Origin of the sequence: Devosia albogilva (assembly GCF_042685625.1) — a bacterium.
Taxonomy (GTDB): domain Bacteria; phylum Pseudomonadota; class Alphaproteobacteria; order Rhizobiales; family Devosiaceae; genus Devosia; species Devosia albogilva.
In genome coordinates this window covers 2,445,969-2,466,177 of record NZ_JBHUNP010000001.1, presented here as the reverse complement: position 1 = coordinate 2,466,177, position 20,209 = coordinate 2,445,969, and the positions used below count along the sequence as shown (strand labels likewise).

The following is a 20,209-nucleotide window of genomic DNA, read 5'->3' as shown; positions in this document are numbered from 1 at the left end:
TCAGCCCTCCACCCGTCGCAGTTGCTGCGTGAGGGGCGCTCCCGGCACCTCGGAGGCGAGATCCGGGCGGATGGGCCCGGGGACCCCGATATATGGACCCTGCGCCAGGGTGATCCCGGCGTCGAGCAGTTCGACGATCTGGCGCTCGCTGGTGATGCCGCTGGCGAGCAGCACCACGCCGGAACGGGCAACATAGCTGGCGATGTCGGTAGCGTGGAAGTCGGTGAAGGTTTCGGGGGCGTCGATGAAGCGGCTGGCATCGATCCGGAGCGAACGCACGCCCTGGGCGGCGAGCTCGGCCACATCCATGCGCAGGCCGGTGACGCCGGACAGGGAGAAGCTGGCGCCCTTCTTCACCATGGAATCGGTCAGCGCCCGCTCGCCGGTTGTGAGTTCGACCCACTGGGTGTGGGGCACAAGGAAGGTGAAGCTGGGGGCGACGGCGCGATTGGCCTCGACGCTGGCGGCCAGTTGTTCGGCAGCGACGTGGTCGGCGAGGGTCGCGCGGGAGAGCGGGATATAGAGGGCCAGCGGCTGGCCGTTGCTGCGGGCGCGCCGCGCGATGGTGATCGCCTCGACCATGGCCATGCCCTCGGTGCGGCGCACCAGTTCCTCGCTGCCCCTTCGCGGCATGAAGTCTACGCTGTCGACCAGTTCGCCATTGCCGAGCATCAGGCGCGGAACGAGATCGAAGCCGTGGGTGCGGCGCTGCGGCAGCGTCACCACCGGCTGGACATGGAACAGCAGGCGGTTCTCCGCCATGGCCTGGCGCAAGCCGTCGGAAGAGATGCGCGGCTCCGGCTCCAGGCCGGAGTTAACCGGTGCCGCCGGGGCGATATAGCGCTCGCCGGCCGGTGCGGGCCTGGTGGGCACCCGGTCCTCGATCTCGGCTACGGCTTCCGCCACCTGGCGAATGACGGTGCCAAGCACCGAAATGTCCGCTTCCATGCCCTCGAGGCGCTGGCCGGCATTGAGGTCGGTCAGGGCGTTGATGCGCTGGCCGAGCACCGCCCCGGCCTGGGCATCGGTGGCCAAGAGACGCGACAGATCCTCGATGGCGCGCTCCAGCCGGTTCTCGGCGCGCACGCGCAGGCGGCGCTCCATCAGCACCACGGCGGCACAGCCGAACACGATGGCGGCAAGGATCGCTTCGGTGGGCGTGAAGGCGAGGCCGAAATAGCTAGTGGCGCCAACAGCGAGCGCGGCAAGGCCGATAAGGGTGTAAACCAGTGCCTGCACGAGGTGTGTCGCTGCCTTTCGCGTCGTGTGGAATCGGCTCCTGTTCATACCATTGTGGGGCGGGCGTGCCAAAGCGAGCCGGCGAGCGGAACGGATTATTTACCCTAACGGAATGACAATTGCGGCGGACACAACACCGGACGGCCGCATGGGCGGCGCCAGCCGGGGCACCAAAGAGGGCATGGACCGCATGGCAAGGCAGACGGGTATCGGTGAAGCAACTGTCGGAGCCGGCCTGCTGGTGGTCGATGCCGACGCTGCGCATGCGCGTGCGCTCGCCGAGGCCCTGCAGGCGCTGTCGATCTATCCAAGCATTGCCACCGCCGGCAATGGCCGCGAGGCATTGGAAATCCTGCGCCGCAACGGCTGCGAGATCGTGCTCGCGGACCTTGCCAGCCTGTCCGACATCGCCTCCTCTGGCGAGGATGCGGTGGCGCGACTGGTCAGGGTGGCCGATGGCGCCCTGGTGATCGCCCTGGCGGAAGGCGATTCGGTTTCGGCTGCGGTGGGCGCGATGCGCGCCGGAGCGCACGATTACCTGGCCAAGCCGGTGAATGGCGAATTGCTGCGGACCCGGCTGTGGGACCTGTGGCAGCGGCACGGCCGTGGACCGCGGCCGACCGCAGCGCCGGCGAGCCCGGCTCCCGCGGGTCCCGATTTCGGCGGCTTTGTCGGCCGCTCGAGCGCCATGCAGGTGGTTTACGAACAGATCGGCCGTGTCGCGGGGTCTTCGGCCCCAGTGTTCATTACCGGGGAAAGCGGCACCGGCAAGGACGTGTGTGCCGAGGCGCTGCATGCCCATGGGCCACGCGCCGGCAAGCGGCTGGTGGCCGTCAACTGCGCGGCGATCCCGCGCGACCTGATGGAAAGCGAATTGTTCGGCGTAGCCCGGGGTGCCTTCACCGGAGCGCACGAGGACCGCAAGGGCGCGGCGGAGCTGGCCGACGGCGGCACGCTGTTTCTGGACGAGATCGGCGAACTGGACCTGTCGCTGCAATCGAAACTGCTGCGATTTCTGCAGACCGGGACACTGAGCCGGCTCGGGGAATCGGGGACGCGCAAGGTGGACGTGCGGGTGATCTGCGCCACCAACCGCAACCCCATGCAACTGATCCAGGAGCGCAAGTTCCGCGAGGACCTGTTCTACCGGCTCCACGTGCTGCCGATCCACCTGCCGCCGCTGCGGCAGCGGCCGAGCGACGTGCTGCCGCTGGCGCGGTATTTCCTCGCCCATTATGCGCGCGAGGAACACAAGAGCTTCACCGGCTTCTCGCGCGAGGCCGAGGCACGGCTGAGCGCGGCCGAATGGCCCGGCAATGTGCGGCAATTGCAGAACCTGGTGCGGCGGCTGGTGGTGATGTTCGATGGCGGCGAGATCGGACACGACATGCTCGACATCGCCGATATCGAATCGCGCCGGCCCGCCAGTGGCGGGGAGCCGGCGCCGACCGTGTCCCGGCGCGCGGTGCAGCCGATGTGGCAGCAGGAGCAGCGGATCATCGAGGAGGCGATTGCGGCCTTTGGCGGCAACATCTCTCTGGCCGCGGCAGCGCTCGAGATCAGCCCCTCCACCATTTATCGCAAGCGCCAGAGCTGGGCGGAAATGGCGATGGCGGGCTAGGCGTCGCCTGCTGACAGCGGCTGACAGCGGCCGGGCCTAGACGACGGCTCCAGCAAGGAGCACGCCCATGGCCCGAATTCTCGGATACATCGCCGCCAGCCTCGATGGCTTCATCGTCGACCAGAACGGCAGCCTCGACTGGCTGTTCAAGTATGACGACATGGACCTCGGCGAGCACGACTACCGCACCTTCATCAAGCGCATCCGCACGGTGGTGATGGGACGCGCGACCTATGACTGGGTCGCCGCCGAGCCGGGTCCATGGGCCTACCAGGACCAGCGCACCATCGTGGTGACGCACTCTCCGATCGAAGATCCGAAGGGGCCGCTCGAAATCCGATCCGACATCGATGCGCTGATTGCCGAGTTGCGGGCGCTCGACGATGGCGATGTGTGGATGCTCGGCGGCGGGCGGCTGCAGATGGCCTTCATGGAGCGCGGGGCGCTCGATGAACTGGAGATCTACGTGATCCCCGAGATCATCGGCGGCGGCGCGCCGCTGTTCCCGGCCACCGGCTTCCGGGCCTCGCCGACGTTGATCTCGGCCAAAGAGATGAGCAAGGGCTGCGTGCGCCTGCACTACCGCTTCGGCTGAGCTATTGGGGCGGCGTGGCGCTGCGGGCGTTGCGGCGATCAAGACCGAGATAGTGCTCGCGCAGGATCACGGCGATGCCGGATCCGACGATCACCAGCGCGCCCACGAGCATGGTTGCGGTGGGTACATCGCCGAAGACGAAGAAGCCGATGATGATGGTGAGCAGCAGCGAGACATATTCGAACGGCGCGATCACCGACATGTCGGCATAGCGGTAGCAGGCGGTCATCAATAGCTGGCCGACGCCACCGGCGATGCCGGCGCCGATCAGCAGTGCGGCCTGTTCCGGCGTGGGCCAGACCCAGCCGAAGGGGATGGTCAGAAGCGACAGGAGGCTGGCGCTGATGAAGAAGTAGGTGACGATGGCTTCGGTGCGCTCGGTCTGGACCAGATTGCGCACCTGCAGCATGGCAAAGGCGGAGAGGACCGCGCCCGAAAGCGCGGCGATCGCACCCACGGCCTCGCCATCGAGCGCGGCGCCCGATGTCAGCACCGAAAAGCGCGGCACGAGGATGATCAGCACTCCGGCGAGCCCCACCAGCACCGCGGTCCAGCGGAAGGCATGCACCCGCTCGCGCAGGAGCAGGGCGCCGATGGCAACGATCAAGAGCGGCGAGGCATAGCCGATGGCAGTGGCCTCGGGCAGCGGCAGGCGGGTCAGGGCAAAGAAGCCGGAGCCCATCGACATGACGCCGATCAGCCCGCGCACGAAGTGGCGCATCGGCCGCCTGGTGCGGAACGCATCGGCGATCCGTCGCTGCCAGATCAGCATGGCAAAGACCGGCAGCAGCGCGAAGAAGGAGCGGAAGAACACCATCTCCCCTGCCGGAATGGTGGCCGTCGCCTTGAGCAGCGTCGCCATCACCACGAAGGCGCAGACGGAGAGTATCTTGAGGGCGATGCCGCGCAGAGGCTGGGTTCTGGTGGGGGTCACGGCTTCGTGGTCTTCCGTCGGCTAGGAGCCGCACCTGCAAGGCTGGTGCGCGAGGCCCCACCCCACCCTCATTCCCTCCCCATCGAGGGGAGGGAGGCGCAGGAGCCACGGTGCCGGTGTTCATCGTCTCCCTCCCCCTTGTGGGAAGGGATCAAGGGTGGGGGTGCCGGCCCATCCACAGCCACCGCTAGCTCGTTGGGAGCATCCCGCCTCAGCGGCCGGATTGTTCCAGCTTTTCCTTGGCGATACGGGCGGTCGCGAAGGCCTTGTGTTCGGGGCCGACGGCGCTGCCGGTCTTGATCACCTTGCCGTCGGCGTCGTGGATTTCCCAGTGCCAGTTGGCGTTGGCACCCATGCCGCCGGTGCGGCGGAGCTTGATCTGGTAGTTCGGGGAGTCTGTCATGGAGGCCCTTATGCCGCAGGGGTCGTGCCGGGGGAAGAGGGTGCCGGCGGATCAGACCTCGGAAAAGCGGTGTTCGATGCGATCACCCGAGAAGGCGATGAGGTCCGTCAGATCGGCGAACTCGGCCGGCGGCTCGGGATGGAACCAGGCCTGGTCGGGTCCGGTGGCGGTCAGGGTCTTGATGGTGCTGTAGTGGATCTCGCCCAGCACCGGGTCGGTGCCGCGGGTTTCGGAGAGTTCGAGGATGCCGGGCTGGATGTCGTCACGCGGGAAGTAGATGCGCACCGGGGCGCCAGGCTGGTGCAGTTCCAGGGCGTTGAGGGAACTGCCGATTTCGGCGCCATCGAAGGAGACATGAGCGCGGCCCGAAACCGGGCGGATGAAGACGTCGCTATCCGTCATGTGGACCTGCCAAGTTGCTGATTGCATTCGGTGCTCAACGCGCGAATGCGGGAGCGAGTTCACGGGTCCTTGACTCGCTCCGGGGGCGCTCCTATATCGCCGAGGTCGTTGTTAGCACTCACTTCATGCGAGTGCTAACAGCCGTGAAATTGCCAGTATTGATGCCACAAGGAGCAATCATGGGCTTCCGTCCTCTCCACGACCGCGTGGTCGTCCGCCGCGTCGACAGCGAAGAAAAGACCAAGGGCGGGATCATCATCCCCGATACCGCCAAGGAAAAGCCCTCCGAGGGCGTGATCGTCTCCGTGGGCCCCGGTGCCCGCGACGACTCCGGCAAGATCATCACCCCGGACGTCAAGGCCGGTGACCGCGTGCTGTTCGGCAAGTGGAGCGGCACCGAGGTCAAGCTGAACGGCGAAGACCTGCTGATCATGAAGGAATCCGACATCATGGGCGTGATCGAGGGCTAACCGGCTCTCTCGCGCCCTTTTCCGTATCAACCCAGAACATCTAGGGAGCCAGTCATGGCCGCCAAAGAAGTCAAGTTCTCTACCGACGCCCGCGAGAAGATGCTGCGCGGCGTGAACGTCCTCGCCAATGCGGTGAAGGTCACGCTCGGTCCGAAGGGCCGCAACGTCGTCATCGAGAAGTCGTTCGGCGCTCCGCGCATCACCAAGGACGGCGTCTCCGTCGCCAAGGAAATCGAACTGGAAGACAAGTTCGAGAACCTCGGCGCCCAGCTGCTGCGTTCGGTCGCCTCCAAGACCAACGACATCGCCGGTGACGGCACCACCACCGCCACCGTTCTCGGCCAGGCCATCGTCGTCGAAGGCATCAAGGCCGTCGCCGCCGGCTTCAACCCGATGGACCTGAAGCGCGGTATCGACCTCGCCGTCGGCGAAGTCGTTTCCAACCTCAAGGCCTCGTCCAAGAAGATCACCTCTTCGGCCGAAGTCGCCCAGGTCGGCACCATCTCCGCCAATGGCGAGAAGGAAATCGGCGACATGATCGCCGAGGCCATGCAGAAGGTCGGCAACGAGGGTGTGATCACCGTCGAGGAAGCCAAGACCGCCGAGACCGAGCTCGACGTCGTTGAAGGCATGCAGTTCGACCGCGGGTACCTGTCGCCCTACTTCGTCACCAATGCCGAGAAGATGACGGCCGTCCTCGAGGACCCCGTCATCCTGCTGCACGAAAAGAAGCTCTCGAACCTGCAGGCCATCCTGCCGATCCTCGAATCCGTCGTGCAGTCGCAGCGCCCGCTGCTGATCATCGCCGAGGACATCGAGGGCGAAGCCCTGGCCACCCTCGTGGTGAACCGTCTGCGTGGCGGCCTCAAGGTCGCTGCCGTCAAGGCTCCGGGCTTCGGTGACCGCCGCAAGGCAATGCTCGAAGACATCGCCATCCTGACCGGTGGCCAGGTCATCTCCGAAGAACTCGGCATCAAGCTCGAGAACGTGACCATCGACATGCTGGGCACCGCCAAGCGCGTCGAGATCACCAAGGAGAACACCACCATCGTCGACGGCGCCGGCACCCAGGAAGACATCCAGGGCCGCGTTGGTCAGATCAAGGCGCAGATCGAGGAAACCACCTCGGACTACGACCGCGAGAAGCTGCAGGAACGCCTGGCCAAGCTCGCCGGTGGCGTTGCCGTCATCCGCGTCGGCGGCTCGACCGAAGTCGAGGTGAAGGAGCGCAAGGACCGCGTCGATGACGCCCTGAACGCCACCCGCGCCGCCGTTGAAGAAGGCATCGTGCCCGGTGGTGGCGTGGCCTTGCTGCGCGCCTCCTCAGCTCTCACCGTCAAGGGTGCGAACGCCGACCAGGAAGCCGGCATCTCCATCGTCCGCCGCGCCCTGCAGGAGCCGGTGCGCTGCATCGCCAACAATGCCGGTGCCGAAGGCTCGGTCGTGGTCGGCAAGATCCTCGAGAACTCGGCTGCTTCGTTCGGCTACAACGCCGCGACCGGCGAGTATGGCGACCTGGTCGCCCTCGGCGTGATCGACCCGGTGAAGGTGGTCCGTACCGCTCTCGAGGATGCGGCTTCCGTCGCCTCGCTGCTGGTCACCACCGAAGCCACCGTCGTCGAGGCCCCCAAGGAAGCGGCTCCGGCAGCTCCGGGCGGCGGCATGGGCGGTATGGGCGGCATGGATTTCTGATCCGCTAGCGGATCAGAGTTTCCTGCGCTCACGGACCGGGTCGCGGTCGGAGGACTTCCGACCGCTGGCCCTCCGCGGGGGCGGCCAACGGCCGGCCGGCCTTGCCGCCATGGTTGCTGCGCGCCCCAGCCCAACAAGGACTTCGAAGCTCGTTTCTTCCCAGTTGCGGACTTCGTGGAAAGGCGCGGTGGAAACACCGCGCCTTTTTCATCGCCTACGGGAACAGCAGCAGCCGGATCGCCAGGGCGATCGACACCACCACCACCAGCGGCCGGATGACCCGCGCGCCATAGCGGATACCGGTACGCGCCCCCAGATAACCGCCGATCAACTGCCCGGTGGCCATGGCCACCGCAGCCGGCCAGACCACGTCCCCCGCCGGAATGAAGATGGTGAGCGCGGCTAGGTTCGAAGTGAGGTTCAGCGCCTTGGTGCTGCCCGACGCCTTGGTCAGCCCCAGCCCGAACAGCACCACGAAGCCGATGGTGAAGAACGAGCCGGTGCCGGGGCCGAAAATGCCGTCGTAAAAGCCGATCAGCAGCCCCATCACTGGGACGAACAGCCGGAACGTCAGCCGCGCCGCCCGATCGGCATCGCTGAGATTGGGCGCGAACAGGAAATAGAGCGCGATGGCGATCAGCGCCACCGGCACCGCGATCTCCAGGAGGCTGGTATCGGCCTGGCGCACCACCAGTGCCCCGATGAGGCTGCCGGCATAGGTGAACAGGATCGCCGGGATCAGCGCCTTGAGATCGACGAAGCCGCGCCGCCAATAGGTCAGCGCCGCCATGCCGGTGCCCACCACCGACTGCATCTTGTTGGTGGCAAGCGCGGCCACCGGCGGCAGGCCGGCCGAAAGCAGCGCCGGCAGCGCGATCATGCCGCCGCCGCCGGCAATGGCATCGACGAAGCCTGCCAGCATGCCGACGCCGGCAAGGGCAAGAAGAACCAGAGGATCGAGCATGATGGGCTAGGCCGTGGGGTTGTCCGGTGGCAGGGGATCGGTGACGCGGCGCTCATAGATCGGGATGTTGATCATCGACGACATGAAGCCGCTCATCATCAGTTGAAAGCCGCAGACCAGCGCCGTGGTGGCAACGATCAGCGGCCGCAGCGTGGTGGAGGGGTTGAGATGGCCGAAGCCGCGATCGGCCCATTCGGCCACGCCCCAGACGAGCCCGGCGACGCCCGCGCCCATCAGCACCAGCGCCGCAAGCAGCACCCGCTCCAGGGTCAGCGATTCGAGCAGGCGCCCATATGTGCCGGATGGGGGAATGAAGCCATAGCGGGAGGCGAAGCGCCGGCCGATGATGGCGAAGGCGATGGATTGAACGCCCATGATCACGAACAGGCTGGCAATGAGCAGGGTGTGGATGTCGAAGGTAACCGAGCCATAGCGCACCGGACCCGGCAGCAGCACGGCCCCGACCACCAGCCCGAGCCACAGGAGGGCAATGCCGGGGTAGAGGAACAGCCAGCGCGGCGAGAACAGCAGCAGGAAGCGCAGGTGCCGCCAGCCATCGCGGAAGGAGCGCAGATGCGGCGCCCGCGAACGCCCGTCTGGCGAAAGCGTGGTCGGCACTTCGCGCAGGTCGAGCTGCGCCAGCGTCGCCTTCACCACCATTTCGGAGGCGTATTCCATGCCGCTGGTGCGCAGGTTGAGCCCGAGCACCGCGGCGCGCGAGAAGCCACGCAACCCGCAATGGAAATCGCCGATCGGGGTGCGGAAGAACAGTCGGCCGACCGAGCTCAGCACCGGATTGCCGAGATAACGGTGATGCCAGGGCATGGCGCCCGGTGCGATGCCGCCGCGGAATCGGTTGCCCATCACGAGGTCGGCGCCATCGCGCAGAGCGGCGACAAAAGCGTCCAGATGGGCGAAATCGTAGCTGTCGTCGGCATCGCCCATGATGACGTAGCGGCCGCGGGCGGCGGCGATGCCCCCGGCAAGGGCAGCGCCATAGCCGCGCTCGGTGACGCTTACCACGCGGGCGCCGGCGGCACGGGCGATGTCCTGCGAGCCATCGGTCGAGCCGTTGTCGGCGATCAGGATCTCGCCCGCTATGCCGGTGCGGGCAAGGAAGCCTTGCGCCTTGCCGATGCAGGTGGCGAGGGTTTCGGCCTCGTTGAGGCAGGGCATCAGGATGGTGAGTTCGAGCTCAGGGGCCACCCACGCTCTCCCGCGACAGAATCGCTGATCTTGTGCCCCAGGGGAGCGGCGGGTGCAATGCGGGGCTCAGGTCTCGAGGCGCGCCAGCAGCGTTTCGAGCTGCGCCGTGCTCTCCGGGGCCCAGTTGGCCGTGCGGGAAACGACGAGACAGGCCTGGCTCTTCAGCATCACCCCGTCCTCAAGCACACGCAGCCCGTTTGCGGTCAGGGTGGAGCCGGTTGAGGTGATGTCCACCACGACGTCCGCGACACCTGCGGCCGGCGCCGCCTCGGTGGCGCCGAGGCTTTCCACGATCCGGTATTCCGCGATCCCGGCGCGGGCGAAGAACTGGCGGGTGATGGTGATGTATTTGGTCGCCACCCGCAGCCAGCGGCCGTGGCGCGAGCGGAAGTCGGAGGCGACGTCGGCGAGGTCGTGCATATGCGTGACGTCGATCCAGGCCTCAGGGACGGCGACGACCACATCGGCATGGCCGAAGCCGAGTTCGGCCGCGAAGCGCACCGCGTCAGGCCCGGCTTCGCTGGTCTCGTGGATCAGGTCGCGCCCGGTGATACCGAGGTCGATGGTGCCGCGGATCAGTTCGCGGGCAATCTCGCTCGCCGGATAGAAGCGCACGGTGACATCGGGCACCCCGGCGATGCTGCCGAGATAGGAACGGGCGCCGCCGGGCCGCTCGATGGTGAGGCCGCGGGCGGCGAACCAGTCGCGCGCCTGTTCTTCGAGGCGGCCCTTGGAGGGCAAGGCAAGGGTGAGGGTCATTTCGGCCACTCCGCTTCCAGCCGGTCGACCCACAGGGCACAGCCGGCAGCGGCGATCGGGGCGGTAGCGCCCAGCCGCTCCAGCAGCCGGTCATACTGGCCGCCGGAAACGAGGATGGTATCCCCCTGCCCGCGCATCTCGAAGACGATGCCGGTGTAATAGTCGAGGCGCGGGGAGAAGCTGGCGTCGAAGGAGATACGCGCCTCGCCCAGGCTGTCGAGGTGGCGCCGCAGCGCCCGGATGGGGGCGCCGAGAAACAGCCGATGGCGTTCGCCGAGGGCTTCGATCTCGCGCAGCGCCGCCATGGCGTCGCCGCGGATGGCGAGATACTGACGCAGCAGCTTCAGGGTCGCGGCCGGAACCTGTGCAGCATCGAGCGCCTGTTGCTCGAGGAAGCGGTCGGCGATCTCTTCGGGGGTCCGCCCGTCGGAGAGGCTGAGGCCGGCCGACACCATGCGGGCGGTGACGTCCTCCACCAGTTCCTCCCGCGAGGGCTGCTCACGGCGGGGCGCGTCCGGCGCCTGTTCCAGCCGCGTGAGCAGCCGGTCCATGGCTTCGGGGTGGCCGAAGCGGTGGCGGATGCGCGAGCGCCAGGCCTCGGGCATGTCGGCCTGCGCCAACAGCGCCTCGAACAGGCCGACGCCGCCCAGCAGCACCTGCGGAACGATGCCATAGATCGACAGCGCCGCGCGGGCGAAGGTGAACACCTGGTCGAGCGCCACTTCCCCGTCCGGCTGCGCGAGGAGTTCGATCCCGGCCTGATCGAACTCGGCCGGCTTGCCGGCGCGCTGGCGGAAGATCGGACCGAGATAGCTGAACGCCGCCGGCCGGCGGTCGCCATTGGCGATGTAATCGGTGGCGATCGGCAGGGTAAAGTCGGGGCGGAGGCAATACTCCTCGCCCGAAGCATCGGTGGTCAGCAGCAGCCGGCGGCCGAACTCCTCGCCGGCAAGATCGAAATAAGGCCCGGCCGGCAACAACAGCGGCGGCGTAGCGCGACAGCCACCCTGCGCTTCGACAAGGGACTCGAGCTGCGAGCGGCGCATGGCGGCGTTGGTCATGCCACGCTCTCCGCGAACCGTGCGCTCCGAGACCTCATCCTGAGCTTGTCGAAGGACGAGGTCGTGGCACCATCCAGCGCACGACCTCGTGGTTCGACAGGCTCACCATGAGGTCTACTGAGGCGCCAAGGCATCACTGCTCACTCAGCAGCTTCTGGATCGCCGACAGCAATTCTGAGCGGTCCACCTCGAACTGCCCCGGACGCGCGGCTTTCCACTCGGCGTTGTCGGTGATCTCGGCGGCGGCCTGTTTTCCGGCGACGAGGTCCTTGATCTGCACCACGCCGCGGGCCCGCTCGTCGGAGCCCTCGATGATCACTGCCGGCGCATTGCGCTTGTCGGCATAGGCGACCTGCTTGCCGAAATTCTTGGTCTGGCCGAGGAACATCTCGGCACGGATGCCGGCATTGCGCAGTTCGGAGACCATCGCCTGGTAACCAGCGGTCTGGTCCTTATCCATGACGAGGACCACCACCGGACCGACGGGCTGGGTGGCGCCGAGATTGCCGGTGAGCTTCAGCGCATTGGCAAGGCGCGACACGCCGATGGAGAAGCCGGTTGCCGGCACCGGCTCGCGACGGAAGCGCGAGACCAGCCCGTCATAGCGGCCACCGCCACCGACGGAGCCGAACACCACGTCCTGTCCCTTCTCATTCTGCACCTTGAAGGTGAGTTCGATCTCGAAGACGGGGCCGGTATAGTATTCGAGGCCGCGGACCACGGAGGGGTCAAGGATGACGCGGCCGCCAAAGCCGGCGGCGCTGACGAGGCCGAAGATCGAGGCCAGTTCCTGCACGCCGGCAAGGCCGGTCTCGGACCCGCCGATCAACCCGGCGAGGGTGTTGATGGTGGCAATGACGTGCTCGTTGCTGCCGCGTTCCACGCCTTCGGTAGGGACACCGCTGTCGACATAAGCGAGGATCGGCTCAATCTGCGTCTCGGCGAGACCTGCGCCCTTGGTGAAGTCGCCGGACTCGTCCTTGCGGCCCGCGCCGAGGAGGAGACGGACGCCTTCGGGACCGAACTTGTCGAGCTTGTCTATGGCGCGGAGGACGGTGAGCTTCTGCTCGTCGGTCTCGACACCGGCAGCGGCGAGCACGCCGTCCAGCACCTTGCGGTTGTTCACCCGCACCACGTACTGGCCAGCGAGGCCGAGGGCGTCCATGACGTCGGCCATCATCATGCACATCTCGGCATCCGCCTCGGGACCGGGCGCGCCAACCGTGTCGGCATCGAACTGCATGAACTGGCGGAAACGGCCGGGACCGGGCTTTTCGTTGCGGAACACGTAACCCTGCCGGTAGGAGCGGTAGGGCTTGGGCAGGGTCTCAAAATTCTCGGCGAAATAGCGGGCGAGCGGCGCCGTCAGGTCGTAGCGCAGGCTCAGCCACTGCTCGTCGTCGTCCTGCAGCGAGAACACGCCGGCATTGGGCCGGTCGGTATCGGGCAGGAACTTGCCGAGCGTCTCGGTGAACTCGAACAGCGGGGTTTCGACCGGGTCGAACCCGTAGCGATGATAGACCTGCTTGATCTTGTCGATCATGGCGCCCACGGCAGCGATCTCGCCCGCGTCGCGATCCTCGAAGCCACGCGGCAGGCGCGGCACGATGAGCTTGGTCTTGTCGGTCATCATTGGTCCTGGAAAGTCGCGCCGTTCCTAGCGGATCGGGGGACGAGCGGCAACAGGGGCATGTGGTGGCCTCGGGGGCGTGGAGAGTCCCCTCACCCTGACCCTCTCCCCAGAGGGGCGAGGGGACGCAGGAGCCGGCAGTGCGATGCCAATGCTCTGCACCGCAACGGCCACATCGTCCCCTCGCCCCTCTGGGGAGAGGGCTAGGGTGAGGGGTCTACCGGGTGAGGGGTTTACCCGGGAGAGGGAGGCCGGCGAACCGGCCTCCCCTGCCCTACATGCCGGGCCTCCTGAGGGGGGCAGGCATGGCGATGCCGTTGTGAACATCGGTCCAGTGTGCCGCTTCTGCCGCCGGGGGCAGGCCGAGATCGGCCCTGAGGTAGGCGGGAAGATGGGCGGGCAGCCGCGGCCGGTTCCACCAGGCCGCCAGCGCTGCGGTCAGCACCGGCACGAGACCGCGCTGGTGCACGGCATCGGCAATGGAGAATTCGAGGCGCAGCACCACGCTGCGCGAGTCGATCGCGTCATAGGTCATTTGCTTGTCCGGCCGCCATGACGCGCACCGGTCCCTTGGTCAGAGATGGAAACAGAACCGGAGACGGAGTCGTGGCGCGACCCGGTTTCGGCTCAGGTGGTTGTGGTCAGGAAGCGTCCGGAAGAAGGGCCGCCGAAGAAGACACGTCGGGTGTCAGTTTCGGTGCCAAGTGCCTTTGAAAGGTCCCTGACGGAGTACGCAGAGCTTGGTCATGTAGCGCCTCCCTGGGGTTGGCAGTTGTGGACGAAGCGCTTCTAGCTCACGAAGCCGTGAGCCGCAAGCAACAAAAGGACAGATTGTCGCAGCGCCTCCGACCCGTGGCAGATCTGCCACAGCTATCCCGGGCGAGCCAGCTTCTGCCGCTCAGCCTCGACCTCGTCGCGGCAGAAGCAGCCTTCCACATGATCGTTCACCAGCCCCATGGCCTGCATGAAGGCATAGCAGGTGGTGGGGCCGACAAAGGCGAAGCCGCGCTTGCGCAGATCCTTGCTGAGGGCGCGCGAGGCGTCGGTCTGCGCCAGCGCGCGGATCGCCTGCCAGCTCAGATCATCCGGCCGATGCTCGGGCTTCGGCTCGAAGCGCCAGACATAAGCCGCGAGCGAGCCGAACTCGCGCTGCACCTCGAGCGTGCGCGCGGCATTGTTGATGGTCGCTTCGATCTTGCCGCGGTGGCGGATGATGCCGGGGTCGGCGAGCAGCCGCTCGACGTCGCGCTCGTCCATCCGCGCCACCCGCTCGATCGAAAAGCCGTGGAAGATCTCGCGGAAGCGGTCGCGCTTTCTGAGGATGGTGATCCAGCTCAGCCCCGACTGGAATCCCTCGAGGCAGATCTTTTCGAACAGTCGCGTATCGTCCACCACCGGCCGGCCCCATTCGTGGTCGTGGTAGTGCCGGTAGAGCGTGTCGTCCCCGGCCCAGGGGCAGCGTGGCAACGAATCGTGCTGGTTTGTCATGCAGATCTCCAGAACGCGGCGGGGGTGGTAACGGAACGCAGCCGGATTGTCGCCGCAACCCGTCAGATCGTGTCAGCAGCAGTGCCGGTTTCACCACCCGCTAACCACATCGATTCACGGCGCGTTGGTCGCCGCCAAGCATAGTACCGCCGATCCAGAAGCGGAGCAGAACGATGGTTGGCCTGGTCGGACGGTTGGTACTCGCGGCTGTGCTGGTGGTGGCGAGTGTCACCCCCACCTTCGCGCAACAGTGGCGTTTCGCCCCGCCGACGGGGGTGATCATCACCCAGGGCGCCCCAAGTAACCCTTTGATGCTGCGGGCGAATACGCAGGTTCATCCGGTCTATCTGCGCCAGGTGGTGCAGTACCCCACCACCGAGCGCAGCGGCACCATCGTGGTCGATACCCGCGCGCACTTTCTCTATTTCGTCCTCGGTGACGGCCGCGCCCTGCGCTACGGCATCGGCGTTGCGCGCGAGGGCTTCGAGTGGCGCGGCACCCATCGCGTCACCCGCAAGGCGGAGTGGCCAAGCTGGACCCCGCCGGCTGAAATGCGCCGCCGCCAGCCGGGCCTGCCCTCGCACATGCCCGGTGGCATCAACAATCCTCTAGGCGCCAGAGCACTTTACCTGGGCTCGACCCTCTACCGTATCCACGGCACCAACGAGCCCTGGAGCATCGGCCAGAACGTGTCTTCGGGCTGCATTCGCATGACCAACGAAGATGTCATCGACCTTTACGACCGCGTCCAACTTAACACCAAGGTGGTCGTTATTTCCTAACGACTCTTCGCCAGACTGCGCCGGTGCCCGCCTGACGGGCACGAGGTGTTGCGGTGGGGCAAATGCGACTTCCCTCCAGTCTGATCCGGCGTTTCGTCGCGGACGAGCGCGGGGTATTCGCGGTTATCTTCGGGCTGATGGCCATCGTGCTGGTGGCGGTCGGCGGAGCCGTGGTCGACTATGTGTCGCTGGAACAGGCCCGTAACCGCGCACAGATCGCCCTGGACGCAGCGGCCCTGGCGCTCCAGCCGCAGATCAACAGAGCCACAGCCACACCCGACTCGATCCGTGAACAAGCGCTGGCGCTGGTGAACGAGCAGATCGGCAATGACAGCCGTATCTCGCTGACCATCAATGAGCCGGTGATCGACCAGGAGAACGGCCGGCTGCGGCTGAGCGGCAGTTTCGAGATGCCGACCTATTTCGTCCAGCTTGTCGGCGTCAGGAAGTTGGGTGCGGCCTTTGCCTCCGAAGTGGTTCGCGGAGCGGTGGACGTCGAAGTCTCGGTGGCGCTCGACGTCACCGGCTCGATGCGCGGCCAACCCCTGATCGACCTCAAGGCCGCCGTGCGGGAACTCGTTGACGCGGTGGTGCAGGATGTGCAGACGCCGAACTACACCAAGATGGCGCTGGTGCCCTATTCGCAGGCGGTCAACGCCGGCACCTACGCCACCGCCCTGCGCGGCCCGATCCGCGGGCCGAAGGGCATCAGCAACATCAGCTGGATGGCAAACACCACTGTCCGTGACATCTCGAGCATTTCCCGTTCGAACCTGGCAACAGTGGAAACCTCGGTGGATCACGGTTTTGCCAACGGAGACTGGGTTTATCTCTGGGGCGTGAGCGGCATGTCCCAAATCAACAACCGAGCCTATCGCGTCACCAACCGAACCAACCGCACCTTCCAGTTGCAGGGCGTCAACAGCAGCAGCTACAGCTGGTACTTCTGGGGCGGCAAGGTCCGCAAGTGCAGCAATGCCGACTGCAACGTGGTGATAACCTCCAACAATCATGGCTACGCCGCAGGGCAGTACCTGCTCATCACCGACAGCGCCATCAACGACCTCAACAACGAAACGCTGCGTGTTGCCAGCGCCACCACCCACACCCTGACGCTATCGGAATTCCCGACGCCAAGCGGCACCGGCACCAACACTTCGAACCGCGGCAATCTGCACTGCACCTGGCAGACGGCAACCGAAGGCTGCACCTATTATCGTTTTCCGGTCACGAGCGGCGGCTGGACCACGCATGCGGTGACCAACTGCGTCACCGAGCGCGGTCTCAACGGCGCGACGGACCTCCCCCCGACCACGACGCTGATGGGCCGGAACTACCCTGAATCGGGCAATGGCTGCACCAGCCATCAGATCGTGCCGCTGACGGCAAACAAGACCACGCTGCACAACGCCATCAATGCGTTGGTCGACAATGGGTCGACCTCCGGCAGCCTGGGGGTTCTGTGGTCGTGGTACATGCTGGCGCCGAATTTCGGTTATGTCTGGCCGGCCGAGTCGCGCCCGGCGGCTTATCGCGACGACAACCTGCTCAAGGCCGCCATCATCATGACCGACGGCGAGTTCAACACGGTCCATTGCAACGGCGTGGTGGCGCGCAACACCGGCAGCGGCAGCGGCGGCAACAAGATCAACTGCGACGCGCCGAACGGCGATCCCTATGATCAGGCGCGCGCCTATTGCAACGCCATGAAGGCGGACGCCACCGGCATCATCGTCTATACGGTCGGCTTTGGCATCAATCCCGGGACACCGGCCGCCAACTTCATGAATTCCTGTGCGTCCACGCCCGAGAACGCCTACCTTGCGGAGAACGGCGCGGCGCTGGCTGCTGCGTTCCGGCAGATCGCGCAGAACATCTCGGCTCTGCGCGTGGCGCGCTGACAATCATGGAAAGGGAGAATGGTACCGCCTCCCCGGATCGAACGGGGGACCTCTAGATCCACAATCTAGCGCTCTAACCAACTGAGCTAAGGCGGCAGGGTGGCTTCGCGGGAGCTGGGCTCCGGGCGAAAGCGGGCGGAACATAGGCAAGGAATGCCGCGATGACAAGCACCGATTTGCCCTTGCGAACAGGTGGCATTCACAAGGCGCTTAACCAAATGCCGTATTGGTGCACGGACATCGAAGCGCCGCACTGGACCCCGATTTTTCCACGGGATATTGAAGAAAACTTACGAAGTGCCGGCTCATCTGTGCCGAATTGGTACAGCTCCAGCCGTTGAGTACCGGAGACCCGCTGGGGCGACATGAACGTCGACTGGACCACATCGCCGAGCGGCCAGCGCGTGATGGCGCATGCCGAAGATGCGCGCCCGGCCTGGCTCTGGTCGCAGGACGGGCAGAGCCTGCTGTGGCACAACCAGGCGGCGGAGCTCTTCCTGGCCAAGGTGAAGAAGCACGGCCTCAAGAAGCAGCCGCTGGCCGCTCCCATCAAGGGACAGGTGCAGCGCATCATTCGGCTCGGCTCCGTGGGCAGGGCAAGCCTGGCCCGCATCCAGTTTCTCGCCGGCGAGCGCCCTGCCTCCGCCACCTGCACGGTGACGCCGCTCGCCTGGGGGGATAGCCAGACAGCGCTGTTGATCGTCGGGGTCGATCCCATCGACGAGGCGGTGCTGACAGCGGCGCGCGCAGGAGCGGCCGACGCAGAACAGGATCAATCACAGTCGATCCCGGAAGCGGTGGTGGACCCGGAACCCGCCATCCACCCCGAGACAGCTCCGCCGCCGCAGGCACCGTCGGAGGCCGAACCGCCGCCGCAAGGACCTGTCGAGCCGGAGCATCTGTCGGAGGCCGATGCCGACGCATGGGTCGAATCGGTCGAGCCACCGCCCGTTGCCGCACCGACCGTGCAGGACACGGAGGAAGCAGCCGAACCCGCCGAGGAGGCGGACTGGGATCGCGACATCGCCCTTGCAGAATATGGCACCGAAGACCGTTCGGCCGAGACGGAGCCGGACGGGACGGAGTCGGCCGGAGAGGCCGAGGCGCAGCCGGCGCCCGAGGAGGCGCGCTCGGTTCGAAACCGGCTGTCGCGGCTGATCGAGATGCTGAGCGACGAGCCCGCCGAGCCTGCTGAAGCAGAGCGGACCGAAGCGAGCGAGGCACCGGCAGCCGAGGAGCCGACGCCGGACGAGACCGAGGCAGCGGCGCTCGCCGTGACCGAGGGTGAAGGTACGACGCAATTGTTCCGGGTGACTGCCCGCCGGATCGTCCCAGCAGACGAGTCGGAGACTGCACCGGAGCCGGTGGCGGAAACGCCGGCCGAGCCCGAGACTGCTCCGCCGCCGGCAGCGGAAACGCCGCCCGATCCGGAAACGGTGGAGCGGGTCTCGCGCTACAATTTCGACGAGCTTGCCCGAATCCTCAACGACCGCGTCGGTGACACCAATCCGGCGCCCGTCGCTTCCCCGGCCAAGGCCGGCGAGTTGGTGAGCCTGGGTGGCGAGACCCTGGTGCTCAACCGCCTGCCGCTGGGCATTCTGGTGTTTCGCGACCAGCAGATCCTGTTCGCCAACCGCGCCATCACCGAAATGGTGGGTTACGAGTCGGTGGAGAGCCTGCGTCAGGCGGGGCTCGCGGCGGTGTTTCCGGCGGCAGGCCCCGACGAGCCGGCAGCAGGACCGGTCAATCACCTGGTTCAGCGGGACGGCACGCTAGTGCCGGTGACGGCGCGGCTGCAGTCGATCTCCTGGCATGGCCGGCCGGCCTTGATGCTGTCGGCCAGCGCCACCGAAGTGCGCACCGGACACGAGGCGGCGGTGCGCGCCTTCGCCGAGGCGTTCGCGGAGATCAGCGGCGACGGTTTCATCGAAGCGACGCGCTCCGGCATGGTCAGCGCCCTCTCCGGCCGCGCCCGCGAGGTGCTGGGCGAATCGGTGGCCACCGGCAAGACGCTGATCGAGTTCATCGCCGATTCCGATCGCGAGACCCTCCGCGCCTTTCTCGAGCGCCCGGCCCGCTTTGCCGAGACGGCGCGGCCGGCGGAAACGCTGCGGCTGCGCAACGGCCGGGGTGACCTGGCGCTGTTCGCGCAAGGCCAGGCGGGCGTGGTGTCCGGCTATTTCGGGCTGGTCCGTCCGCGCGCCACTCCTTCGGCTGCGGCGCGGCTTGCGGCCGCAGGAAGCGGTGACGATCCGGGCCTGCTGGCGCGCATCAGCCGCGGGGTGCGGCGGCCGCTCAACACCATCATCGGCTTCTCGGATCTGCTGCGGACCGCCGCGACCGGGGCGCTCGATCCTGACCGCCAGAACAGTTATGCCGCCGATATCGCCAGCGCCGGGCTCGAGATCGCCGCGCTGGTCGACGAGCTCGAGGACTATGCCCGGCTGCGCGAGGGCCGCTACCTGCCGCAACGCGCCAGCATCGACCTTGCCGGCCTGCTCGAGAGCAGCGTGGTGCGGGTGCGCCAGCAGGCGAGCAGCGCCCGGGTGTTCGTGCGCAGCGGTATTTCCGAGCGATTGCCGCGGATCACCGCCGACCGTGCCTCGCTGGCGCAGGCGGTACTCAATCTGCTGGCAAGCGCCATCGACCAGACGCCCACCGGCGGCACGGTGGTGATCTCGGCGCAGCACGAGGACAATGGCGGCATCGCCATCCATATCCGCGACGGCTCCGATACGCCGGTGGACATGGCGGAACGGTTCGTGGTGTTCCGCGACGGGGTCGGCCGCGATGGTCAGGCGCTGGCGCCGGTGCGCTCCAGTGTCGGACTGGCGCTGACCCGCTCGCTGCTGGCGGTGAACACCTTTTCGCTCGCGGTCGATCCCGCGGGGGAACAGGGGCTGCTGTTCAGCCTCAGGATTCCCGCAGGGTGTGTGGAGCCGGCCGAGAAGTCCGGCGTCGCCGAAGAGCACTGAGAATCCTGCGCCGGCCCTTGCGTGGGTTGAACTTGCTCAACGGGTCTCGCCTCGTAGGAAAGTATCACCGGCTCCGGTGCTGCCATG

At 66.7% G+C, this 20,209-nt stretch carries 18 protein-coding genes and 1 tRNA gene; 7 read left to right on the top strand and 12 right to left on the bottom strand.

Features of this window, described 5'->3' with window-relative positions; all coding sequences use genetic code 11:
- The gene (locus ACFSX5_RS12390) at positions 1-1,239 is read right to left on the bottom strand and encodes an EAL domain-containing protein (RefSeq protein ID WP_386833808.1); all 1,239 of its coding nucleotides are present in this window, start codon (positions 1,237-1,239) and stop codon (positions 1-3) included.
- A 148-nt stretch (positions 1,240-1,387) separates the two neighbouring features.
- On the opposite strand from ACFSX5_RS12390, the gene ACFSX5_RS12385 reads away from it, so the two are divergent.
- Complete coding sequence (locus tag ACFSX5_RS12385) at positions 1,388-2,860, top strand: sigma-54-dependent transcriptional regulator (RefSeq protein WP_386833807.1); 1,473 nt, start codon at positions 1,388-1,390, stop codon at positions 2,858-2,860.
- Between the two features lie 67 nt (positions 2,861-2,927).
- Positions 2,928-3,455, top strand: a complete 528-nt coding sequence (locus ACFSX5_RS12380) for a dihydrofolate reductase family protein (RefSeq protein ID WP_386833806.1) — start codon at positions 2,928-2,930, stop codon at positions 3,453-3,455.
- 1 nt (position 3,456) lies between these two features.
- Here ACFSX5_RS12380 and ACFSX5_RS12375 read toward each other — a convergent pair whose 3' ends face one another.
- From ACFSX5_RS12375 to ACFSX5_RS12365, 3 genes are all read right to left on the bottom strand, one after another.
- Positions 3,457-4,389, bottom strand: coding sequence for a DMT family transporter (locus tag ACFSX5_RS12375; RefSeq protein WP_386833805.1), 933 nt, complete (start codon positions 4,387-4,389; stop codon positions 3,457-3,459).
- A gap of 211 nt (positions 4,390-4,600) precedes the next feature.
- Positions 4,601-4,792: a hypothetical protein gene (locus tag ACFSX5_RS12370; RefSeq protein ID WP_386833803.1), complete on the bottom strand. Its 192-nt coding sequence runs from the start codon at positions 4,790-4,792 to the stop codon at positions 4,601-4,603.
- A 51-nt stretch (positions 4,793-4,843) separates the two neighbouring features.
- Entirely contained in the window at positions 4,844-5,221 is a 378-nt protein-coding gene (locus tag ACFSX5_RS12365) for a DUF427 domain-containing protein (RefSeq protein WP_386833801.1), read from the bottom strand.
- Positions 5,222-5,373: 152 nt separating this feature from the next.
- On the opposite strand from ACFSX5_RS12365, the gene ACFSX5_RS12360 reads away from it, so the two are divergent.
- Entirely contained in the window at positions 5,374-5,664 is a 291-nt protein-coding gene (locus ACFSX5_RS12360) for a co-chaperone GroES (RefSeq protein WP_386833799.1), read from the top strand.
- A 54-nt stretch (positions 5,665-5,718) separates the two neighbouring features.
- Positions 5,719-7,356: a chaperonin GroEL gene (groL, locus tag ACFSX5_RS12355; RefSeq protein ID WP_386833798.1), complete on the top strand. Its 1,638-nt coding sequence runs from the start codon at positions 5,719-5,721 to the stop codon at positions 7,354-7,356.
- Positions 7,357-7,570: 214 nt separating this feature from the next.
- On the opposite strand, the gene ACFSX5_RS12350 is transcribed toward groL, so the two are convergent.
- From ACFSX5_RS12350 to ACFSX5_RS12320, 7 genes are all read right to left on the bottom strand, one after another.
- Positions 7,571-8,320 carry a TSUP family transporter gene (locus tag ACFSX5_RS12350; protein WP_386833796.1) on the bottom strand — a complete coding sequence of 250 codons (750 nt, stop codon included), beginning with the start codon at positions 8,318-8,320 and terminating at the stop codon, positions 7,571-7,573.
- 6 nt (positions 8,321-8,326) lie between these two features.
- On the bottom strand, positions 8,327-9,526 hold the full coding sequence (locus ACFSX5_RS12345) for a glycosyltransferase family 2 protein (protein WP_386833794.1): 1,200 nt from the start codon (positions 9,524-9,526) through the stop codon (positions 8,327-8,329).
- A 66-nt stretch (positions 9,527-9,592) separates the two neighbouring features.
- Positions 9,593-10,285, bottom strand: a complete 693-nt coding sequence (hisG, locus tag ACFSX5_RS12340) for an ATP phosphoribosyltransferase (RefSeq protein ID WP_386833792.1) — start codon at positions 10,283-10,285, stop codon at positions 9,593-9,595.
- Complete coding sequence (locus ACFSX5_RS12335) at positions 10,282-11,346, bottom strand: ATP phosphoribosyltransferase regulatory subunit (RefSeq protein WP_386833791.1); 1,065 nt, start codon at positions 11,344-11,346, stop codon at positions 10,282-10,284. The genes hisG and ACFSX5_RS12335 overlap by 4 nt, the downstream gene beginning before the upstream one ends.
- Positions 11,347-11,479: 133 nt before the next feature.
- Positions 11,480-12,976 carry a histidine--tRNA ligase gene (gene hisS / locus ACFSX5_RS12330; RefSeq protein WP_386833790.1) on the bottom strand — a complete coding sequence of 499 codons (1,497 nt, stop codon included), beginning with the start codon at positions 12,974-12,976 and terminating at the stop codon, positions 11,480-11,482.
- Between the two features lie 274 nt (positions 12,977-13,250).
- A complete protein-coding gene (locus tag ACFSX5_RS12325; RefSeq protein WP_386833788.1) occupies positions 13,251-13,511 on the bottom strand; it encodes a hypothetical protein in 261 nt (86 codons plus the stop codon).
- A gap of 335 nt (positions 13,512-13,846) precedes the next feature.
- Positions 13,847-14,464 (bottom strand): DNA-3-methyladenine glycosylase I, encoded by a 618-nt coding sequence (locus ACFSX5_RS12320; RefSeq protein ID WP_386833786.1) that lies wholly within the window; start codon positions 14,462-14,464, stop codon positions 13,847-13,849.
- A 173-nt stretch (positions 14,465-14,637) separates the two neighbouring features.
- On the opposite strand from ACFSX5_RS12320, the gene ACFSX5_RS12315 reads away from it, so the two are divergent.
- Positions 14,638-15,246: a L,D-transpeptidase gene (locus ACFSX5_RS12315; RefSeq protein ID WP_386833785.1), complete on the top strand. Its 609-nt coding sequence runs from the start codon at positions 14,638-14,640 to the stop codon at positions 15,244-15,246.
- Positions 15,247-15,308: 62 nt separating this feature from the next.
- A complete protein-coding gene (locus ACFSX5_RS12310; protein WP_386833784.1) occupies positions 15,309-17,147 on the top strand; it encodes a ubiquitin-activating E1 FCCH domain-containing protein in 1,839 nt (612 codons plus the stop codon).
- A 19-nt stretch (positions 17,148-17,166) separates the two neighbouring features.
- Here ACFSX5_RS12310 and ACFSX5_RS12305 read toward each other — a convergent pair.
- A tRNA-His gene (locus ACFSX5_RS12305) sits at positions 17,167-17,243 on the bottom strand.
- 269 nt (positions 17,244-17,512) lie between these two features.
- On the opposite strand from ACFSX5_RS12305, the gene ACFSX5_RS12300 reads away from it, so the two are divergent.
- Positions 17,513-20,122, top strand: coding sequence for a histidine kinase dimerization/phospho-acceptor domain-containing protein (locus ACFSX5_RS12300; protein WP_386833782.1), 2,610 nt, complete (start codon positions 17,513-17,515; stop codon positions 20,120-20,122).
- The last annotated feature ends 87 nt before the right edge of the window (positions 20,123-20,209 follow it).

What these genes read in the sequence shown, in the direction of transcription:
- ACFSX5_RS12370 (WP_386833803.1), bottom strand. Translation starts at nt 4,792, where the DNA reads ATGACAGACTCCCCGAACTACCAGATCAAGCTCCGCCGCACCGGCGGC.
- ACFSX5_RS12325 (WP_386833788.1), bottom strand. Translation starts at nt 13,511, where the DNA reads ATGACCTATGACGCGATCGACTCGCGCAGCGTGGTGCTGCGCCTCGAA.
- ACFSX5_RS12310 (WP_386833784.1), top strand. Translation starts at nt 15,309, where the DNA reads ATGCGACTTCCCTCCAGTCTGATCCGGCGTTTCGTCGCGGACGAGCGC.
- hisS (WP_386833790.1), bottom strand. Translation starts at nt 12,976, where the DNA reads ATGACCGACAAGACCAAGCTCATCGTGCCGCGCCTGCCGCGTGGCTTC.
- hisG (WP_386833792.1), bottom strand. Translation starts at nt 10,285, where the DNA reads ATGACCCTCACCCTTGCCTTGCCCTCCAAGGGCCGCCTCGAAGAACAG.
- ACFSX5_RS12300 (WP_386833782.1), top strand. Translation starts at nt 17,513, where the DNA reads ATGAACGTCGACTGGACCACATCGCCGAGCGGCCAGCGCGTGATGGCG.
- ACFSX5_RS12315 (WP_386833785.1), top strand. Translation starts at nt 14,638, where the DNA reads ATGGTTGGCCTGGTCGGACGGTTGGTACTCGCGGCTGTGCTGGTGGTG.
- ACFSX5_RS12335 (WP_386833791.1), bottom strand. Translation starts at nt 11,346, where the DNA reads ATGACCAACGCCGCCATGCGCCGCTCGCAGCTCGAGTCCCTTGTCGAA.
- groL (WP_386833798.1), top strand. Translation starts at nt 5,719, where the DNA reads ATGGCCGCCAAAGAAGTCAAGTTCTCTACCGACGCCCGCGAGAAGATG.
- ACFSX5_RS12385 (WP_386833807.1), top strand. Translation starts at nt 1,388, where the DNA reads ATGGGCGGCGCCAGCCGGGGCACCAAAGAGGGCATGGACCGCATGGCA.
- ACFSX5_RS12380 (WP_386833806.1), top strand. Translation starts at nt 2,928, where the DNA reads ATGGCCCGAATTCTCGGATACATCGCCGCCAGCCTCGATGGCTTCATC.
- ACFSX5_RS12360 (WP_386833799.1), top strand. Translation starts at nt 5,374, where the DNA reads ATGGGCTTCCGTCCTCTCCACGACCGCGTGGTCGTCCGCCGCGTCGAC.
- ACFSX5_RS12350 (WP_386833796.1), bottom strand. Translation starts at nt 8,320, where the DNA reads ATGCTCGATCCTCTGGTTCTTCTTGCCCTTGCCGGCGTCGGCATGCTG.
- ACFSX5_RS12365 (WP_386833801.1), bottom strand. Translation starts at nt 5,221, where the DNA reads ATGCAATCAGCAACTTGGCAGGTCCACATGACGGATAGCGACGTCTTC.
- ACFSX5_RS12320 (WP_386833786.1), bottom strand. Translation starts at nt 14,464, where the DNA reads ATGACAAACCAGCACGATTCGTTGCCACGCTGCCCCTGGGCCGGGGAC.